The organism is Agrobacterium sp. (assembly GCF_059499945.1).
In genome coordinates, this window is the sequence record NZ_JCABZP010000020.1 from 68,415 (window position 1) to 87,629 (window position 19,215).

At 60.9% G+C, this 19,215-nt stretch carries 17 protein-coding genes; 2 read left to right on the top strand and 15 right to left on the bottom strand.

Annotation, left to right across the window (positions count from 1 at the left end; genetic code table 11):
• Positions 1–77: 77 nt before the first annotated feature.
• Positions 78–6,011 (bottom strand): Ig-like domain-containing protein, encoded by a 5,934-nt coding sequence (locus AC5I5B_RS23295; RefSeq protein ID WP_495752862.1) that lies wholly within the window; start codon positions 6,009–6,011, stop codon positions 78–80.
• A 247-nt stretch (positions 6,012–6,258) separates the two neighbouring features.
• On the opposite strand from AC5I5B_RS23295, the gene AC5I5B_RS23300 reads away from it, so the two are divergent.
• Positions 6,259–7,119: a LysR substrate-binding domain-containing protein gene (locus AC5I5B_RS23300; RefSeq protein WP_112978677.1), complete on the top strand. Its 861-nt coding sequence runs from the start codon at positions 6,259–6,261 to the stop codon at positions 7,117–7,119.
• Between the two features lie 42 nt (positions 7,120–7,161).
• Here AC5I5B_RS23300 and AC5I5B_RS23305 read toward each other — a convergent pair whose 3' ends face one another.
• From AC5I5B_RS23305 to ubiT, 14 genes are all read right to left on the bottom strand, one after another.
• Positions 7,162–7,857, bottom strand: a complete 696-nt coding sequence (locus AC5I5B_RS23305; protein ID WP_272872986.1) for a cytochrome c3 family protein — start codon at positions 7,855–7,857, stop codon at positions 7,162–7,164.
• A gap of 2 nt (positions 7,858–7,859) precedes the next feature.
• Complete coding sequence (locus AC5I5B_RS23310; protein WP_077998774.1) at positions 7,860–8,351, bottom strand: nitrate reductase cytochrome c-type subunit; 492 nt, start codon at positions 8,349–8,351, stop codon at positions 7,860–7,862.
• Complete coding sequence (gene napA, locus AC5I5B_RS23315; RefSeq protein ID WP_495752863.1) at positions 8,321–10,825, bottom strand: periplasmic nitrate reductase subunit alpha; 2,505 nt, start codon at positions 10,823–10,825, stop codon at positions 8,321–8,323. Before napA ends, AC5I5B_RS23310 begins: the two co-directional genes overlap by 31 nt.
• A complete protein-coding gene (locus tag AC5I5B_RS23320; protein ID WP_495752864.1) occupies positions 10,800–11,087 on the bottom strand; it encodes a chaperone NapD in 288 nt (95 codons plus the stop codon). Before AC5I5B_RS23320 ends, napA begins: the two co-directional genes overlap by 26 nt.
• Positions 11,080–11,580, bottom strand: a complete 501-nt coding sequence (locus AC5I5B_RS23325) for a ferredoxin-type protein NapF (RefSeq protein ID WP_495752865.1) — start codon at positions 11,578–11,580, stop codon at positions 11,080–11,082. The genes AC5I5B_RS23320 and AC5I5B_RS23325 overlap by 8 nt, the downstream gene beginning before the upstream one ends.
• Before the next feature lie 7 nt (positions 11,581–11,587).
• Positions 11,588–11,773 (bottom strand): periplasmic nitrate reductase, NapE protein, encoded by a 186-nt coding sequence (napE, locus tag AC5I5B_RS23330; protein ID WP_003504689.1) that lies wholly within the window; start codon positions 11,771–11,773, stop codon positions 11,588–11,590.
• A gap of 205 nt (positions 11,774–11,978) precedes the next feature.
• Positions 11,979–13,166, bottom strand: a complete 1,188-nt coding sequence (locus tag AC5I5B_RS23335) for an NnrS family protein (protein ID WP_495752866.1) — start codon at positions 13,164–13,166, stop codon at positions 11,979–11,981.
• On the bottom strand, positions 13,163–13,915 hold the full coding sequence (locus AC5I5B_RS23340) for an ATP-binding cassette domain-containing protein (protein ID WP_174055166.1): 753 nt from the start codon (positions 13,913–13,915) through the stop codon (positions 13,163–13,165). Before AC5I5B_RS23340 ends, AC5I5B_RS23335 begins: the two co-directional genes overlap by 4 nt.
• On the bottom strand, positions 13,912–14,721 hold the full coding sequence (locus AC5I5B_RS23345) for an ABC transporter permease (protein ID WP_003504683.1): 810 nt from the start codon (positions 14,719–14,721) through the stop codon (positions 13,912–13,914). The genes AC5I5B_RS23340 and AC5I5B_RS23345 overlap by 4 nt, the downstream gene beginning before the upstream one ends.
• A gap of 5 nt (positions 14,722–14,726) precedes the next feature.
• Positions 14,727–15,713: an ABC transporter substrate-binding protein gene (locus AC5I5B_RS23350; protein WP_020809029.1), complete on the bottom strand. Its 987-nt coding sequence runs from the start codon at positions 15,711–15,713 to the stop codon at positions 14,727–14,729.
• Between the two features lie 139 nt (positions 15,714–15,852).
• Positions 15,853–16,236, bottom strand: a complete 384-nt coding sequence (locus AC5I5B_RS23355; RefSeq protein WP_174054786.1) for a hypothetical protein — start codon at positions 16,234–16,236, stop codon at positions 15,853–15,855.
• On the bottom strand, positions 16,233–17,171 hold the full coding sequence (gene ubiV / locus AC5I5B_RS23360) for a ubiquinone anaerobic biosynthesis protein UbiV (RefSeq protein ID WP_111785425.1): 939 nt from the start codon (positions 17,169–17,171) through the stop codon (positions 16,233–16,235). Before ubiV ends, AC5I5B_RS23355 begins: the two co-directional genes overlap by 4 nt.
• A gap of 5 nt (positions 17,172–17,176) precedes the next feature.
• Positions 17,177–18,154, bottom strand: coding sequence for a ubiquinone anaerobic biosynthesis protein UbiU (ubiU, locus tag AC5I5B_RS23365; RefSeq protein WP_060724282.1), 978 nt, complete (start codon positions 18,152–18,154; stop codon positions 17,177–17,179).
• Positions 18,145–18,660 (bottom strand): ubiquinone anaerobic biosynthesis accessory factor UbiT, encoded by a 516-nt coding sequence (gene ubiT, locus AC5I5B_RS23370; RefSeq protein ID WP_020809032.1) that lies wholly within the window; start codon positions 18,658–18,660, stop codon positions 18,145–18,147. Before ubiT ends, ubiU begins: the two co-directional genes overlap by 10 nt.
• A gap of 149 nt (positions 18,661–18,809) precedes the next feature.
• On the opposite strand from ubiT, the gene AC5I5B_RS23375 reads away from it, so the two are divergent.
• The gene (locus AC5I5B_RS23375; RefSeq protein ID WP_112955052.1) at positions 18,810–19,160 is read left to right on the top strand and encodes a DUF488 domain-containing protein; all 351 of its coding nucleotides are present in this window, start codon (positions 18,810–18,812) and stop codon (positions 19,158–19,160) included.
• Positions 19,161–19,215 lie beyond the last annotated feature (55 nt).

Genomic DNA, 19,215 nt, shown 5'->3' on the forward strand with positions numbered 1-19,215 from the left:
CAACCGGCAATAACACGCCGATGACAACGGGCCGCGAACGAAAAAAAGGCGCATCCCGGAGGATGCGCCTTCATGGCTCAGGCGAAGCGGAAGTCGTCGATGACGAACTGCTCGGTCTTCACACCGTCGAAGGTGATGGTCGATCCGTCCTTGAAGGCGATCTCGGCACCGTTGGCACCGTCGGTGAAGGCACCGGAGGCGATCAGCGCCTGATAGTCGGCAAAGACCTCCTTCGAGAGCTGGACGATATCCTTGCCATCAGCCCCGGCCTGGAAGTCCGTCACCACATCCCGGCCGCTGCCGGACGCGAAGACGAAGGTATCCGCACCGCTGCCGCCGGTCAGCACATCGTTGCCCGCGCCCCCAATCAGCGTGTCGTCACCGGAACCGCCGTTCAGCTGGTCGTTGCCAGCACCGCCGTGAAGAACATCATTGCCGGCGCCGCCCATCAGCACGTCGTTACCGGTGCCGCCCTCGACGATGTCATTGCCGTCACCCGCGACCACACGGTCGTTGCCAGCACCCGCATCCACCATATCGTTGCCGGCACCGGCGAGAAGCGTGTCGTTGCCGTCACCGCCTTCGAGCATGTCCTTGCCGTCGCCGGCCACCAATACGTCGTTACCGTCCGTACCGCTGACAACCGTATATTCGGTGTAGCCGTCCACCGTCACGGTCGTGGTGCCAAGGGCTTCACCGCCATTGGCGTCGCGAACCGTATAGGTGAGCGTCACGACCGCCTGCTGGTCATCCTCCAGGGCAGCAAAGGCCGAAGAAGGATCGACAACCAGCTTGCCATCCGCCACCGAGAAGGCCGCGGCAGCCTGTTCGTTGGTCAAGGCGAGGCCGGCCACGGCTGCCACCGCGACGCTGACGAGCGTCAGGCGATCGCCTTCCACATCGGTGTCATTGGCAACCAGATCGAAACCGGCGTTATCCTTTTCCGACACGGTGATCCTGTCCTCGACAGCCACGGGCGCATCGTTGACGGGATCAATCGTCACGGTAACGACGCTCTCGACGCTGCCGCCCTTGCCATCGGAAACGACGACCGTGAAGGCGTCGGTTCCGTTCACATCCGCGTTCGGCGCATAGACCCATTCGCCGGTCGCCGCGTCGATCTTGACATTGCCTTTCGCCGCACCGGCATCGGCCTTGATGGCGTAGGACGGTGTGTCGCCATCGATATCAGAGGCGACGACCTTGCCCTTCAGGACAACATCCTCATCGGTCTTTACGGCAATGGAAGCGGCAACCGGTGCGTCATTGACCGGCTTGACGGTGAAGCTTGCCGTCGCCTCGCTGGAGCCGCCGCGGCTATCGGCGACCTTGTAGGTGAAGGATGCCGCACCGTTGAAATCGGCTGCCGTGGTAAAGCGGATACCGTTTTCCTCCAGAACCGCCGTTCCACCGACTGCCAGAGAGACCCCGGTCACCGTCAGCTGGTCGAGATCGGCGTCCTTGTCATTCGCCAGCAGCGTGGCGAAGGAGATAAGGAAGGATGCCGCATCTTCATCGACTGCGGCCAGCGTATCGGCGGTAGCGACCGGGCCACGGTTGACGAGAGCTTTGACGATAGCATCCCGGTTGAGAAGCGTGCCATCTGCAAAGGTCACCAGTTCCACGCCGCCGCCAGCAAGCTGGTTGCGCAGCGAGATTTTTTCACCGTTAGTGAATTCGATTTCGACGGCCTCGCCGAACTTGTGCAGGACGGTCTCGTTTCTGGCGATATCATGCAGAACGAGAATGTCCTTGTCGCCCGCGGCACCCGCAGTCTCAATGATGTCGTCGGAGCCGTCGCCACGTCCATAGACATAGGTGTCGGAGCCGTCGCCACCGAGCAGCAGATCGTTGCCGGTGCCGCCTTCGATGATGTCGTCACCGAGACCGCCGGAGACGACATCGTTGCCTTCATCGCCAAACAGTACGTCGTCACCGTGGCCGCCGGACAGCGCATCGCGCCCTGCCCCGCCCATCAGCACGTCGTTGCCATCGTCACCACGCAGACGATCGTTGCCGCCATTGCCGATCAACCGGTCATTGCCGCCATAACCGAAGATCGTCTCATCGCCATCGGTGCCGACGAGTGTGTCGCGCGCTTCCGTGCCGTTGATGGTAGTGCCCGCATCGAGACCGGATTTGAGATCGACCACCGTCAGATTGTCGAAAGTCAGACCCGCATTGCCCCAGGAGTAGAAACCGAAAGTACCGGCGTCGAGTTCCCGGTCGCCGATCGGATAGGCAAACAGCGCTTCATCGTTGACGAAGGCGGTGATCTTGTCGCCGACGACCTCGACGCGGAGCTTCGTTTCCTGGCCCGGCTCATATTTGCCCGGCACCTGAGCAAGGATTTCCTCGATGCCATTTCTCATTCGGACGAGGTTGAAGATGCTGCCGGCGCCATTGCCCGGGCTACGATCCAGAGTACCATCGGCGTCGAGTTCAAGCTTGTAGTAGTTCTTGCTGTCCTTGTAGCGGAACAGGAAACCAAGACCGTCCTTGTCCGGTGTCTGGAAAGTCGTCTCGATGGCATAGTCCGTCCATGCGAGCGCTGCCGGGTCGTTGAACAGCGCATAAGTGCCAAGGCGCAGCACGTTGACGCCGTCACCCATCGGGCTCCAGCCGCGCTTCCAGTAGTCGGAGCTGGTTGCGCCGGTCCAGGTCAGTTCACGGCTCGCAAGTTCGGTCGTCTGAAGCAGCTTGCCGTTGGAAATCAACCATTCGGACGCTTTTCCATCCGCTCCGATACCGCCGGATTCACCCTCGTCGACGATCTTGAAGCGCGCCATCGCTTCGACGGAGGAGAAATCCTCTGCGACGAGGATTTTCGTCTTGTCCACGACCGTGACGTCGACGCGGTCCGTCAAAACGGAACCGTTGGCGGAAGTTACCTTCAGGATCAGCCTGTTGATGCCCGCATCAAGGGCGACGTCGACCTTTTTGCCGGTGGCGACGACATTGCCGTCAAGGTCTGTCCAGACGAAGCCTGTCAGTTGCTCAGGTCCAAACGAAGACGATGCATCGAGCGTGACGGATGCCTTGCCGTCGCCATCCAGGTCATAGACCCGCTGGTCGATGCCGGCCTTCGCTGTCGTGACGGCCCGGGTGACGACGATGTCATCGAAAACCGAGGCGCGCTGGCCGCTGGAATAGACACCCACCGTGCCGCCTAAGAGCGGTGACGTTGCATCAACAACGGGACCGCCAAAGACGTTCTTGTCACCCAGGAAGACGTTGATGACGCCGCCGACGACCGAGACAGTCAGCGGAAGCTCCATATTGTACTGGACGCCCTCATTGACGGAGGCGAGGACAACGGCGTTGCCTTCCGAGACCTTGACCAGCTGACGACGGTTCGCTTCGCCGTCCATGGTAAAGCGGTAATAGTTGTTTGCATCCTTGTAGTAGAAGTAGACGCCAATCGCATCATTATCGAGCTGCGTCAGCGTCGCTTCGAAGACATAGTTGCTCCAGCCAGCTGATTGAGCGCCGATGTAAACGAGCTTGTTGGCGGTCGCATCGCTCTGGTCGAAAAGCGCCGCCTCCGGGGCGTCGAGGCCTTCAGTTGTGGTCGAGCGGGAAAATACCGTTCCCTTGAGCAGGAAATTGCCGGTACTGCCGTCAGTTGCGCCAAAATCGGTGGCCCAGCCGTCAGCCTTGCCGTCATTGAAGTTTTCAATGAGCAGGGTGCGGTCACCGCGAACAAGAACGTCAACCGTATCGATGGTCTTGACACCGTTAGCATCGGTTGCAGTCAGCGTCAGCTTGTGCTTGCCAAGCGAAAGATCGGCGGCGGCTTCCTTGCCCTCAGCAACCACATCGCCATTCTTGTCCGTCCAGACGAACTTCTGGATGTCTCCCGACAACAGCGACCTGGCCGCGGAGAGTTTGACGCTCGCCTTCGACGCACCGGTTGCTGCATCGGCCACGATATCGTCGCCGGCATCGGCCATGGCGCGCGCCTGACCGGCGCCGACATACACATTCTCGAACACTTCCTGGTGGCCGCGATAATAACCGGTCAGGCCGTTGCGATCGAGTTCCGGCTTGGTGCGGAAGCCATCGAGATAGTCGTCGAAAGCGGTGAAATAGGTTTCGGTGGTGATGCGGTTGTTGTCCGGATCGATGGTGATCAGGCGGATGGCGCCATTGCCGCCGTTGGAGCCGCGTGACTCGACGCCGTTGCCGGTGATTTCGCGGGAAACGCCGTTCTGGTAGTTGACCAGGAACTGGAAGACCGGCTCGCCATACTGGTTATAGGTGATATCGGTTTCCGCACCATCGCCGAAGATGTGACCCGAGAAGGTCATGACGATGTTCGGATAACGCGCAAGCAAGGCCCGGGCGACATATTCGCCGTCGTTTGCGCCGCGCTGGTCCGTGCGCATGCCGTAATCGTAACCGGCACCTTCATCGTAAAGCGGCGCGGCCAGATTATCCTGACGTCCCGCGTAGCTCGTCAGCGAGTGCGTCGCAAGCATGACGCGGTGATCGGGGAATTTTTCGATGATGTCGCCCGCCCAGCGGATCACGTCGTCGCGCGGACCGAATTCGAGCGAGATGGACAACCATTTCGTGCCGTCAGGTGCGGTGAAGGTGCTGTAGGTGTTGCGGGCGGCGGCCTGTTCCTGATCGTAAGCGCCCCCGAAGGTGCCGGCATTGGTTGCGGCCTGTTTTGCAGCCGAGAAACGGCTGTCAAGCTGGTCGGAGGAATGGTTTGCGGCGTTGCCATATACGCCCTGATCGTGATTGCCGGGAAGCAATGCATAGGGGAGCTTGCCATCGAGCTTGCGCAACGCCGCTTCGGCGATATCCCATTCGGAAGACTGGTTGTTCTGGGTGATATCACCCACATGGCTCATGAAGATGATGTTGTGGCTCTGGCGGTTATCGACCAGCCACTGTGTCATTTCGCCGAAGAGGTGCTTGATGCCGTCATTCGAGGTGTAGTCCTGCGTATCGGGGAAAACGGCGATCGTATAGGCATTCGGGCCGGCCACGCGCACGCGGAAGTCATCGGTCACGCTTTTGCCTGCGGCGTCCGTCGCGATCACGCGGATATCGGAATGGCCGAGTTCGGAAAAGTCAAGCGTCAGCTTGTTATCGGCAAGCACCGCGTTGACGACCTTGTTTTCGCTGTTCTGCACGGTGAAAGTCAGGTTCTCGCCGGAGAAGTACTTCGACAGATCGATCGTCATATTCGCCGCGTCGGGCGTAACCATCATGTCCTTGATCGGGGCGGTTTTCGTCACTGCCGACGGATCGACGGGAGCCGTCTCGCCGATTCCCAGAACGCCGGAGTTCGCGGGCGTCGTGAATTCGAGCGTGGTGCCTTTTCCGGAGATCGTTCCCGTGCCGATTGCGGGAGTAGCCGAACCTTCCGAGAAACGGACTTCAAGAGCACCTACCTGCTCTGCCGTCTGCTTCATCGCGTCAGGCAGGATGCCTGAGGTTTTCGGACCGCTGAGGTAAGACATCTCGTCTTTCGTCAACGCTGTCTGAAGGAAAAGGAAGTTGCTGAGATAACCGGGGGAGGTTTCACCGTCCTCATCGGAGAAAATCAGGAAGCCCTTGGACAGGTCAATGGCGAAACGGCTGGCACCGGAAGAAGCGATCTGCTGGGTCGCGACAAATTCGCCATTGACGTATTTGTTCATCGAAACCGTGCCGTTCGAATTCTTCTCGATCGTGAGACCGATACGGTTCCAGGCATCCAGTTTCGCCGTGCCGCGATAACTCCCGCCAATGCCGACGCCGTAGCTGTCGCCGCTCGCCTTGCCGAAAATATCGGCATCGTTGCTGTTGCCGATATCCGTCTGAAGGAAAGGCATCCAGCCGGAGGAACCGTTCGTCGGAAAATAGACGTCATAAACGAGGCTGTAGGATGTCACCGTCCCGGTGCCACCGGGCGAGACAAGAATGCTCTGCTGCTGCGAAAGGCTCGGAATCTTCAGCAACCAGTCGGAAGAAGTTTCGATGGGATTGGCAATCGAGTTTTGTGAGGTCGTCATCTCTTTGGCCTTTCTGCGTGAAACGGATTGGCCCTTTGGCCATGCCGGCACGATTAGAGCCGATGACTAACGCCCGGATGACGAATTCTTAATAATCCGTAAACGCGCCATAGCGATTTCCCATGCCCCCTATCGGTTACGCCACAGGGTAAACGAAGCCTTCCGGCGGGCGTCATGGTGCTGTCAGCCTTTTCGCCGATACTCACACGACATAAGGACGGCCCATACGGCGGCAGAAAAGGATCCCATGTCGACCACGCAGCTGAAGGCCTTTCACATCGTCGCGCAATCGGGCGGCTTTTCGCAGGCCGCGCGGGACATGGCGATCAGCCAGTCCACCCTTTCGGCCCATGTGCGGGAGCTGGAGGCTACCAGCGGCGTCAACCTTCTGGAAAGAAAACCGCGGGGGGTGAGCCTCAGCCCGCAGGGCGAACGTCTGTTCGAGATAACCGCGCGCCTGTTTCAGGCCGAAAACGAGGCGAAGGCTTTCCTGCGCGGCGATACGGGTTCCGCGGGCGGGCATCTGCGTGTTGCAGCGGATGGTCCCGTGCTGCCGCTGCCGATCCTTTCGCGGCTGAAGGCCGAGCGGCCGCAGCTTACCTTTTCCCTTTCAGTCGACAATTCGGCGCGGGTGATGGAACAGATCATCGATTATCGCGCCGATGTCGCCATTACCGCCCGTGCACCGGATGACCCGCGCCTCTATGGCGTCAAATTTCTCAGCATGCGGCTTGGCCTGTGCGTGCCCGTCTCTCACCCGCTGGCTGCGCGGGAGAGCGTCTTCATGGCCGAGCTGGAAGGCCTATCCTTCGTCATGCGCGAGCGGGGATCGCGCACCCGCGAAATCTTCGAAAAGAACCTTGCCGATCACGGCATTTCCATCCAGCGGGTGATCGAAATTTCCTCCCGCGAGGGCGTGCGGGAGGCCATCGCCAATGGAGTCGGATGCGGCGTGGTGGCCGATCTGGAATTCGGCCACGATGCGCGCCTTTCCTTCGTGCCGCTGTGCGACGCCAACGAACTCATCGATGAATATGCGATCTGCCTTGCCGAAAGGCGTCATCTGCCGCTGGTGCGCAGGTTCATAGAAGAAGCCGGCCGGGCCTGATTGCGGCCCGATCACGGCTTCCTCAACCGGCCACCCCAATATTCAGAAAACGTTCCGATGCACATCCGTCATCGCGCGCCTCAGGTCGTCCACCGCAGAGGCTGTCGGGCCCGGTTGGTCGTCCAGTGCCGGCGGCATTTTCCAGCCGGGATCGATGCCTTCCATATTCGGCAATTCATGGGCGATGCCCTTGTGGCAATCGATGCAGGTGGCCTTGCCCGTCAGCAGATATTTGGAATGGATATCGGCGGCGCGCTGCGTCTGTTTGGTAAAATCCATGGCGGCGGAGGAATGGCAGTTGCGGCATTCCAGGCTATCATTGGCCTTCAGGCGCGACCATTCGTGCTGGGCAAGCTCCAGCCGCTTGTCGAGGAACTTCTTGCGCGTATCGATGGTGCCGAAAATCTTGCCCCAGACCTCCTTGGAGGCCTGCATCTTGCGGGCGATCTTGTCCGTCCATTCATGCGGCACATGGCAATCCGGACAGGAGGCGCGCACGCCGGAACGGTTGGAGAAATGCACCGTCCGCGTCAGTTCCTCATAAACATTCGCGCGCATCTCATGACAGGAAATGCAGAAGGCTTCCTTGTTGGTCATCTCAAGCGCGGTGTTGAAGGCGCCCCAGAACATCACCCCGCCGACGAAGCCGCCAAGCGTCAGGAAGGCAAGGCTGAGCGTACCAGCAGGCGTCGTCAGAATAGCCCAGAGCCAGGCGAGAAGTTTTTTCACTCGGGCGATCATCATTCGCTACCCGCCGGTTTGACGCCCATTTCGCTCATGTCCTGAAACGTGTTGGGCACGAGCGGTCGCGTATCAGCCTGCGGCACATGGCAGGCTGTGCAGAAATAACGGCGCGGCGAAACATCCGCCAGCATCTGGCCTTCGCGCGTCATGTAATGCGTCACGCTGATCATCGGCGCGCCGGAATCCTGCGTGAATTCGCGCTTGTGACAGGACAGGCAACGGTTGGCATTGACCGAAAGCTGGTAGCCGTCGATGGAATGGGGAATGACCGGCGGCTGTTCCGGATAGGCGCGCATGCGCCTGAAGTCGTCGATCACCCATTTCGGCAGAGGTTTGGCGGGCTCGGTGCGCATGGCGTCACCGCGCGGGCCGGACAATTCCGGCACCATCTGCGCAGCGGCACCCGTCGCCACCGCGACCACCAGAAGCGTGGCGACCATCCATCCGTGTTTCCTGATCATGCGACTGGCTCTATCTTGACTGCGCATTTCTTGAAATCCGTCTGCTTGGAGATGGGATCGGTTGCGTCGAGCGTCACCTTGTTGATGAGCTGGCTGGCATCGAACCAGGGAACGAAGATGACACCGGGCGGCATGCGGTTGCGTCCGCGCGTTTCCACGCGGGAGCGGATTTCGCCGCGGCGCGAGACGATGCGGATTTCCGCTCCCTGATTGAGCCCGCGCTTGCGCGCATCATCGGCATTCATGAAACAGCGGGCGCCGGGGAAAGCCTTGTAGAGTTCCGGCACGCGCATGGTCATGGAACCGGAATGCCAGTGCTCCAGCACGCGGCCCGTCACCAGCCAGGTATCGAATTCGTCGTCGGGGGATTCGGCCGGCGGCTCATAGGGCACGGCGATGATGACCGCCTTGCCGTCCTTGTTGCCGTAGAATTTCACGCCCTCGCCGGGTTTGACATAGGGGTCGTAACCCTCGCGGTAACGCCACAGCGTTTCCTTGCCGTCCACCACAGGCCAGCGCATGCCGCGCACCTCGTGATAGGCATCGTAAGGCGCAAGATCATGGCCGTGGCCGCGCCCGAAGGCGGCATATTCCTCGAAGAGGCCCTTCTGCAGATAGAAACCGAAATCCCTGGATTCCTGGTTCTGGTAATCCGCGTTGATCTCGCTCAGCGGGAACTTGCCGACATCGCTGTCCTTGAAGAGAACCTCATAAAGCGTCTTGCCGCGATAGGCGGGATTGGCGTCGAGTATCTCCGCCGGCCACACTTCATCGGTGGTGAAACGCTTGGAAAATTCCACCAGCTGCCAGAGATCGGAACGCGCCTCACCCGAGGCCTCGACCAGCTGGTGCCAGACATGGGTGCGCCGCTCGGCATTGCCATAGGCGCCCTCCTTTTCCACCCACATGGCGGCGGGCAGAATAAGGTCGGCGCTCATGGCCGTGATGGTCGGATAGGCATCCGAGACCACGATGAAGTTTTCGGGGTTGCGATAGCCCTGATAGGTCTCGTTCTTGGTGTTGGGACCTGCCTGTACGTTGTTATTGACCTGCACCCAGTAGAAATTCAGCTTGCCGTCATGCAGCATGCGGTCCTGTTGCACGGCGTGATAACCCGGCTTTTCCGGGATGATGCCGTGCGGTATGCGCCAGATTTCTTCGGCATGTTTGCGGTGCTCGGGGTTGGTCACCGTCATGTCGGCAGGCAGGCGATGGGCGAAGGTTCCGACCTCACGCGCCGTGCCGCAGGCCGAGGGCTGGCCGGTGAGCGAGAACGGGCTGTTACCCGGCTCGGAAATCTTACCCGTCAGCAGATGGATGTTATAGACCATCTGGTTGGCCCAGACGCCGCGAACATGCTGGTTGAACCCCATGGTCCAGAGCGACATGACCTTGCGTTTCGGGTCGGCATAAAGCTCGGCCAGTTCTTCCAGAAAACCGGCTTCCACGCCGGTCATGGCGGCGGTTTTTTCCAGCGTGTATTCGGAGACGAATTCCTTGAAGGTCTCGAAATCGATCGCTTCTGTCTTGGTCGGATCAGCGGAATTGGCGGCATTCACCTCAACTGGATTATCGGGGCGCAGGCCGTAACCGATATCGGTGACGCCGCGCACGAATTTCGTGTGGTTCTTCACGAAGTCTTCGTTGACGCGCCCGGTCTTGATGATGTGGTTGGCGATGTAATTGAGGATGACGAGATCCGTGCCAGGTTTGAAGACCATCGGGATATCGGCTAGGTCCATGCTGCGATGGGTGAAGGTCGAAAGCACCGCCACCTTCACATGGTCGAACCCCAGGCGCCGGTCGGCGATACGCGTCCACAAAATGGGGTGCATTTCCGCCATGTTCGAACCCCAGAGCACAAAGGCATCGGCATGTTCGAAATCGTCGTAACAGCCCATCGGCTCATCCATGCCGAAGGTGCGCATGAAGGCATAGGCAGCAGACGCCATGCAGTGACGGGCATTGGGATCGAGATTGTTGGAGCGGAAGCCGGCGCGCATCAGCTTGGTCGCGGCATAACCCTCGAAGATCGTCCACTGGCCGGAACCGAACATGCCCACCGCCGTCGGTCCCTTTTCCTTCAGCACCCGCTTGCACTGCTCGGCCATGACGTCGAAGGCCTCGTTCCAGCTTACCGGCTCGAACTCGCCATCCTTCGCATAAATGCCGTTTTTCTTGCGCAGAAGCGGGGTCTGCAGGCGGTCCTTGCCATACATGATCTTGGACAGGAAATAGCCCTTGATGCAGTTGAGGCCACGATTGACCTCCGCCTGCATGTCGCCATGCGTGGCGACGACCTTGCCTTCCTTGACGCCGACCATGACGCCGCAGCCCGTGCCGCAGAAACGACAGGGCGCCTTGGACCATTTGATCTGCAAGGCGGAAACGCCGCCCGGCACCGGCTGGGCCGCGGCCGGCAGCGCAATGCCTGCCGTCGCCGCCGCAATGCCGGCGGCATGCGCCTTCAATAGATCACGCCGCGTCAGTTCGCTGCTCATCGCCGCTTGTCTCCTCTGTATCGACGTGTTCGAAAACCATGTTGGCGGCAATCACACCGTCGAGTGTCGAAATATAAGTGAGCGTATCGCCCAGCATGCCGGTGCTCGTGCCATCGATGACGATGACGATCTTGCCGTTGCCCTCGCCATGAACCTCGACATTATCGAGCGTTAAAAGCGTTGCGAGCACGGCGTCGCGCATCTGCGGCATCACCGCCACCACGGCGCTTGAAACATGATACCGCCCTGTATTTTCAGACATATTGCATCTCCGTGGCTGTTTCCTTGATCTCGATCACACCGGCCGGGCAGACGGACACGCAGGCCCCGCAGCCGGTGCAGGCTTGTTCGATAAGTTCAGGCACGAAGGGACCGCCGCGGCGCGGGCGAAACCGGATGGCCGCGGTCGGGCAGGCATCGCGGCAGGCCTGGCAATCAATATTGCCGAAGGCGAGACAGCCCTCGCCGATCGCCATGACATGATCGAAGCGTTGGGCAGCAGGGACGGCAAACACCGGTTCCGGACAGGCTTCGGCGCATTTGCCGCAAAAGGTGCATTCCCCGACGGAAAAATCCACCGAAGGCAAACCGCCCACCATGGCAATGATGCCGGTGGGACAGGCTTCGACACATTTTGCGCAACCGCTACAAGCGGTGAGGTCGCTCAACGCGACCCCGGGGGGACAGATACGTGGTCTATGTTTTTGCCCGCCGCGCAGCAAATCGCGCCGGCTGAGGGAGGCTTCCATCATCATGGCGCCCTCAATGACCGGGCGGCCCCGGAGGGCCGTAAATGATCTGGAACATCCAGACGATAAAGCCATAAGCCCCGACAAATCCGACCGCCAGAACGGGCCAAATTCCAAAGGCCAGAACGGCGAAGGTCACAAGTTCCCTCGTCCGGCCAGGCTTTTCATCTGTGTGTTGAGGCGCGACTATTTTAGGCATATTCGCGTTTCCTATTCGTTTCGAGTCATCATCGGCTAAAAGACGGAAATATTCAACTATTTGATTTTATTGATTATTTATTAGAACTAACATTCATCAAGACGGCTCGCCTAAGTCACTGATTTCGCATTGTGCTTTTGCTGAAAAAATAAACAGTCGACGTAAAATGGGTTGAATGCCCGACCGTCGGAGCTGCCGGAAGCTCTCATCCGCAGGCTCCCTTATCGTCCATGCCCGGCGCGCGCATGAAGGGGAAAAAACTCTGCAGCCAGGCGCCGAAACTCGCCGCCCAGAGCATTGCACTGAGGCCGTGATGATAGGGTGACAGGATCGCGGCGAAATCGAACTCGGGCAGGATGCGGATCAGTCCGGCCGCCGCCATCACGGCAGCCGACGCATGGGCCTGCCATGGCAGAGACGCCAGATTGCGGCCCGTGTGCCGGAGCCCGGCGATGATGAAAACCGCCATGACAGCGCATCCAAGCGCCCCGACAGACAGGAGATGCAGCCCTGCGGCGGGCGTGACGGAAAAACCGAGCCGTGTCGCCCCGAGCGCCAGAAATCCCGCGCCGGCAAAGGCGTTGCCAAGGCCGAGCAGCAGCACCTCGGTCCTGAAGACCGCACGCCCGATGAACCATTCGGCCAGCCGGTCGAAAAACGCCGCACCGGCCGCAAGCGCTAGCCAGGCGCAGACATCGCTTTGCGGAAAGGCGAGCCTCGCCGCCATATAAATCGTCACCATGGCGCCCGCCATGTGCTGGCGGCCGGGATGCGGCCGGTAAGGCGTGGTCTCTCCGCTTGGATCAAGCGCCAGATTGATGACGACCACATTGATGCGGGCTGCCGAGAGCGAAAACAGCACGATGAAGATGCACAGCGCCACTTCCAGGCAGCGGGATGCGAATGCGAGATCGCCGGCCCACCAGCCATAACGCACACCCGCTTCCGTCGCCGCGAAAAGAAGAAGCCAGATGAGAAATGTCAGGTGCTTCACCGTGCGCCGCGCCAGCATTGCCCTGCCGATGAGGGCAGAGAGCGCCAGCAGAAAAGCCATATCAAAAAAGCAGGCCAGCAGGCTCCACGCATCAGCCCCCAAGACACCGATGATGCGGCCCGGCAGCCAGAGGCAGGCAAGATGGACCAGCGCTCTCCCCTGCGCCGGTTTCGTATCCGTCCATTCCGGCGCCGCCGACCCGAGGAAACCCGCAAGCGCCATGCCATAGGTGCCAAAAATCATCTCATGGGCGTGCCATTGCGAGGCAGGCACGGCATCGGCGAAAGGCAGGCCATAACCGCCGATAACCACCCACAAAAACGGCCAAACCGCGCCATGCATGGCGGCCAGAGGAAAAAACAGCCGCAGGGCTTCGCAAAGGATCGGCGGCGGCCTCATCTGACCCGCTCCCTCGCCGAAAACAGTTCGGCAAAGGCCGGGCTCTCGGCCAGGCGTTCCGCTTCATCGAACACCGCCCGCGCCATGCGCCCGCCCGGCGAGCCGGAAGGCTTGTGAGCGGCAACCACGCGGCCGTCCATGCCTGAAAGCACGATCAGCCTGTCGGCCACCATCAGCGCTTCATGAAGATCATGGGTGACAAGAAGGGTGGAGAAACCGCGCCTGCGGGCGGTACCCACCAGAAGCTCCTGCAAATGGCGTCGCAGGCCGACATCGACGGCGCTGAAAGGTTCGTCCAGAAACAGCATGTCCGGCTCCACCGCCAGCGCCCGCGCCACACCGGCGCGCTGGCGCATGCCGCCGGAAAGCTCGACCGGATATTTGCCGAAATCCGCTTCTTCCAGCCCAACTTCGAGCGCAAAACACCCAGCCCTTTCACGGCGTTCCCGTTTCGGCATGCCGGTGGCCGCAAGGCCGTAGGCTATATTGTCGATCAGCGTCATCCATGGCAGCAGCCGCGGTTCCTGAAAGACCAGACCCTGCCGGCGATATCGACGATGCACGCGGCCGCGAACGGGATCGATGATGCCAGCCGCGATCTGCAGGATCGTCGTCTTGCCGCTGCCGGAAGGGCCAAGCAGCGCCACGGTTTCCCCCGGCGCGATGCTCAGGTCGAAATTCTCGAACAGGCTGCGACCTAAAAAGGCGTGGCCGACATGTTCGAAACGCAGGCTGGAATGATCGCTCATCGTTTGACACCCCATGGCAGCCCGGCGGCGCGCCAGCGTTCCAGCGCTTCGCGCAGCAGATGCAGCAGGCCGTAATCGGTGAGCAGCGCCAGCGCGACGGTGATGGTGAGCCAGGCGCTGACCTGCGCAATGTCGAACAGCGCGCGTGCGGTGGCCAGTTCGCCGCCGATGCCGCCGGAATTCGACAGAAGCTCGGCCATGACAGTGACTTTCCACGCACTGCCGGCCGTCGTGGTCCAGGCGGGAAAGAGATAGGAAAGCACATGCGGCATTGTGACGGTCCGCAACCGGTAAAACCATGGAGCACCGAAGGCCTGCGCCATCACCTCCAGCTGACGATCCCGCTTGGCGACACCTTCCAATGCACCGGCAAAGGAAACGGGAGCCGATGCGATGACAACGGTCATGACGGCAGTGCCGCCGGAGGAACCGAACCAGATCAGCGCCAGCACGATCCAGCCTATGGGCGGAACGCCGAGCAGGACGGTGACAACAGGCTTCATCAGCCGCATGGCCGCGAAGGAGTAACCCGCCATCACGCCGGCGACGGTGCCGATGCCCGCCGCAATGGTGAAACCGGTCAGGGCCCTGACGGCGCTCTGCGACAGGATCGCGAAGAAATCCGGCCTCGCCGCAAGCACTCCGATAGCCGTGAAGGTCTCACCCGGCGAAGGCAGGATGAAGGAGCCATAAATTTCATGCCCGGCCTGCCAGGCGGCGAGAAAGCAGAAAATACCCGAAAGCCCCGCCCAGCCCGCCCAGAGATAGCGGCCCATCCAGCCAAGACTTTCGAGAATGCGGTTCATGCCTGCTACACCAGATAAAAACCGTCATCCGGCCGCCGACCGCCGATGATCGCGGGGCCGGCCTTGGCGAGTTCATCGTAAAACGCCTCAAGATCGGTACGCGCAGCACTCGCCTTCAGCGCACATAGATGGCTAGTCGGGAAGGAGGCAGCGATGATGTCAGGCGGAAAGCCCAGGGCTTCGGCGACGGCATCGGCCGCCGTCTTCGGGTCGGCGATGGCGCTGGCGAGCGCCGCCTCCATGGCGGCCTGTAGAGCCTCTATGCCGGACTTGCCGAGCTTTTGCTGAACCTGCGACGTCAAGGCGAGACCGGCCTGCGGGATTTCGGCCTTGCCGGCCACCTTCGCCCATTCCTGCTGGATATCGATGGTGCGGTGGACGGTCATGAAAAACGACTTCGCCTTGATCAGCACAGCGGTTGCGGCCGGTTCGCTGAGCAGCGCCGCATCCACCCTGCCCGTCAGCAGCAATTGCACAGCTTCCGGCGGCGAGGCGGCATATTCCAGCTTGATGTCGCCGGACTTCAAGCCGTTTTCGGCAACAAGGCGATGCAGCACGAAATCGGGCATATCATTCTTGAACGGCAAAGCGAGCGTCTTGCCGGAAAGGCTTTTCAGGGAGTTCAGCGTCTCGTCTTTCGAAACGATATAGAGCAGACCCGTGGTCAGCACGTTGAGCAGCCCGAGGCCGAGGCCGCGATTATGGAGATTGGCGGCGCCATAACTCGGCATCACCACCGCCCCCATGGAGCCGGAGGCAACGGCCGCGCGCATTTCATCCGGCGTTTTCCAGGCCTTGAAGACGGCTTCAGGCGCAACGTCCTTCAGGAACCCGCCTTTTACCGCATGGGCCAGCACGGCGGACGGCGCAGCGGGAGGCCCGTAAAAGGTGAGCGGTGTCTCGGCTTTCAGAATATGGGGTGCGGCAAGCGTCGCCACCGTGAAACCGGAAAGGGCCGAAAGAGCCTGACGACGGGTGAGATGATGGGCCATGGTCCTGATCCTTGTTCGCGCCGGAAGCGCCCCGATGCCGCACAACCAGCCTTGCGGCCCCGAGCGTCACCAACCCGGAAATGACATTTTGCAAGCGGGTGCTCTTTGCGCAGGATCAAACAGCACCGGAAGCAAGGGGCTATTTGCATGTTTTAAGAGACCGGGCCTCTCGCAGAATGCGCGAACCCTCCTGCGCGGCGGCGGCGATATCGAGAAACATCGGGCTCGCCGTTTCGACCACGCCTTCATCGACCGTATCGTCCTCGGCAAAATCCGACAGCATATCGGTCAGAAGCCCGATCTTGCGCCGCTCCTCGCGGGCGGCGGCAAGGAGCTTGACGACATTGCGCTGGCGCTCGAAATCCTCAAGCTCGCGCAGCGCGTCGTGCACCTTGTCGCGGCAGCCGCAATCGAGCGCGCTTTGCAAAACCACGTTACGCACGAGATGGATCGCCGCCGCGATATCCGCTCCGCCCGGCGCGGCTGCGGACAGCGTTTGTTCACTTTGCCCGTTCGTCGTCATGCATTCACCCCATGCGCCGTGTTGCGGGCGCGGGCGATCCAGGCCGCCCCTTCCTGCCCGTGGTGAAAACCATTGGAAAAAGGCACGTCCGGATAGATTTGGCTGAGACGGGCAAGACCATCTTCCGCACCCCGCCTGCCGGTCAGAACGTCGTCATGGATCTGCGCCACCGCCACCATGTCGCAATCCTGCGGCGAGAGGCGGAAGCGGGCGATGCCGGCAGCGGCCAGATCCTGCAATTCGCCAAGCAGCGACTGGCAGGTGTGCGACACCGTCTGCACCCCGTTCAGCGCCAAAAATGATTGCCGGTCAAGCGTGCGGACCGGCAATCCATCCGGATCGTCGCCGCAGACGAACTGGCAATTATCCTTGATATTGCCCTTGGCGCGGGCATGGGCGCAGCGCGCCGAAATGGCGAGCGGCAGGCGGCCGAAGGCGAAGATTTCGAAGTCCACATCAGGCGTCTCCGCCACGATGCGCTCCACCGAGATCATCGGCAGTTCCGGCGGCAGGCAGATGGCGCTTGCCCCGCGCGAGGAGAGCAGCCGCGCGGTCGCGGCATTATAGACATTCACCATCGGCCCGACGACGTGCGGCGCGCCATGCAGCATGCCAAGGGCGGAAAGGTCATTCGCCTCGACAGGATAGGGACTATCGGCGATCAGGCCGCGCAGCTGGCGGCTTTCCCGTTCCAGCGTCACCAGTGAAAGCGTCGAAAGGATCACCTGTTTTCCGGCGTTCTCCAGCCGCTCGATCACCTCTGCCAGATGCGGCTCGGTGAAATGAAACCGTTTGGAACAGACGGTCTCGCCGAGATAGACATGGCTGACGGGCGCTTCATCGGCGATGCGGAAATAGAAATCTCGCCATTTCTCGCCCTGCCAGAGATAAAGGACCGGGCCGAGCGCCAGAGTGGTCTTTGCAGGTTTTGCCATCGCCTTCATCTCCAGCGTTTCTCGTAAGCACCAACGGTGGTGCGCTGGCCTTCGCTTAAGAGCCGCAGGCGTGAGAGCAGCCTGCCGCGCTCTTCGGCACCGGCGGAAAGCGCCCGGTGCAGGGTGGAAACCACTTCCGCCACATAGGCCTTGCCGCGCTGGCGACCCTCGATCTTCAGCGCGCTGACCCCCGCCTCGCGCAGCGCATCGATCTGGTCCATCACGTCAAGCGATACCGGATCCTCGAAGGCATAGGACTTGTCATCGGCAATCTCGAAACGGCCCTTGCACAGCGTCGGGTAACCCGCCGCCTCCCCCGCCGGAAAGCGGTTGATGGTGTAATCACCGAGTTCCGACACCAGCTCCTGCCCATCCTGCCGGTAATGCACATGGCTTGCCGGCGAGCAGACGCCGTTCATGTTGGGTGATTTGCCTGTGGCGTAGGACGAAAGCGAACACCGTCCCTCCGCCATGACGCAGAGACCGCCGAACACGAAGATTTCGATTTCGCAGCGGATTTGCCGCGCCAGCCGGGCAATGTCAGGAATCGTCAGGGTGCGCGGCAGCACCACCCGTTTCGCGCCGAAGGCATCGACGAGAAAATTGACCGCATCGGCATTGGAGGCGGAGGCCTGTACCGAGACGTGGATGCGCTGCTGAGGATGGTTTTCCGCCACATGCGCCATCAGGCCGAAATCTGCGAGGATAAGCGCGTCAGCCCCCGCCTTCACGGCGTCGGCCGCACCGCGATACCAGATGTCCTCATTACCGGCGCGCATGAAGGTGTTGAGCGCCACAAAGGTCTGGACACCGCGTTTCTTCGCGTAAGTGATGGCGTCGGCCAGCTCTTCGCGGGAAAAATTGAGGCCGGGAAAATTGCGGGCATTGGTTTCATCACGAAAGCCGCAATAGACGGCGTCCGCCCCGGCATCCACGGCCTCACGAAAGGCGGCGGGCGTTCCCGCAGGACAGATCAGTTCCATGCCTGCTCTCCCCGCGTTTCGGACAGAACGTGGCCGCGCAGACGGTTCGCGACACGCGTTACCACGGGCGCGAAAGGCCCGGCAAATGCACCAAGGTCACGCGGCAGATCGATACCGCTGTCATCAAGCGCATTGCGCAGCGCCAGCATCGCCTCCATGTCGCCGGTGACGCTCAGATCACGCGAAAAGAACAGCGCATCGGCATCCTGCCGCCCCTCCATCAGCGCAAGCAGCATGAAAAGCGGTCCCTCGACCGCCGCGTCCGTCTTGGGCAGGCGGCCCTTTCGGCTGACGGTGATGGCAGGACTTGCGGGTTCGACCATGAAGGCGAAGGGGAGATCGACAGGCAGAAAAGCGTAGCGCTTGTTGCGATGTTCGCCGAGCCGGACGAACATATTCGGATGCCGCTTCATGATCTGCGCCAGCATCGCCGCCGTCGCTCGCTGCACCACGGCAATCGGCAGAAAATTCAAGGGGGTGGCGATGGCGGCGGGAAAAGGTCTCATGAAGGGTCCTGTCGGCTCTGTTGCGGGCGGCAACCTAACCGTGGCGCACGGATGGCGGTTTGAGCGAACGCAAAGACAGGGTGATTTTCCGGCGTGAAACGATGAAAAGCGCTATAGATCACGGACTTGCCAAGCGAAGGAGGTCGCCCATGTCCGATATAAGGGTCAAACGGATTTACGAACCCGCCAGCGAGGATGACGGCACGCGCGTTCTGGTGGACCGACTCTGGCCACGCGGCATGCGCAAGGAAGATGCAAAACTGTCGCTATGGCTGAAGGCGATCGCGCCCAGCAACGAATTGCGAAAGAACTTCTCCCATATGCCATCGCGCTTTGCCGAATTTACCCGGCATTATCATGAGGAACTGGCGGCCAACCCCGATGCCGTGGCCCAGATGAAGGAGCTGATGGCGAAAGGCCGGGTCACACTGCTTTATGCCGCCCACGATACCGAACACAACCACGCCCTCGTTCTCGCCGACTATCTTCGTTCGCACTGAACCCGCATTTGCGGCAGCGCAAGGACATGCCCCACTGCCACCGGCAAACAAGCGG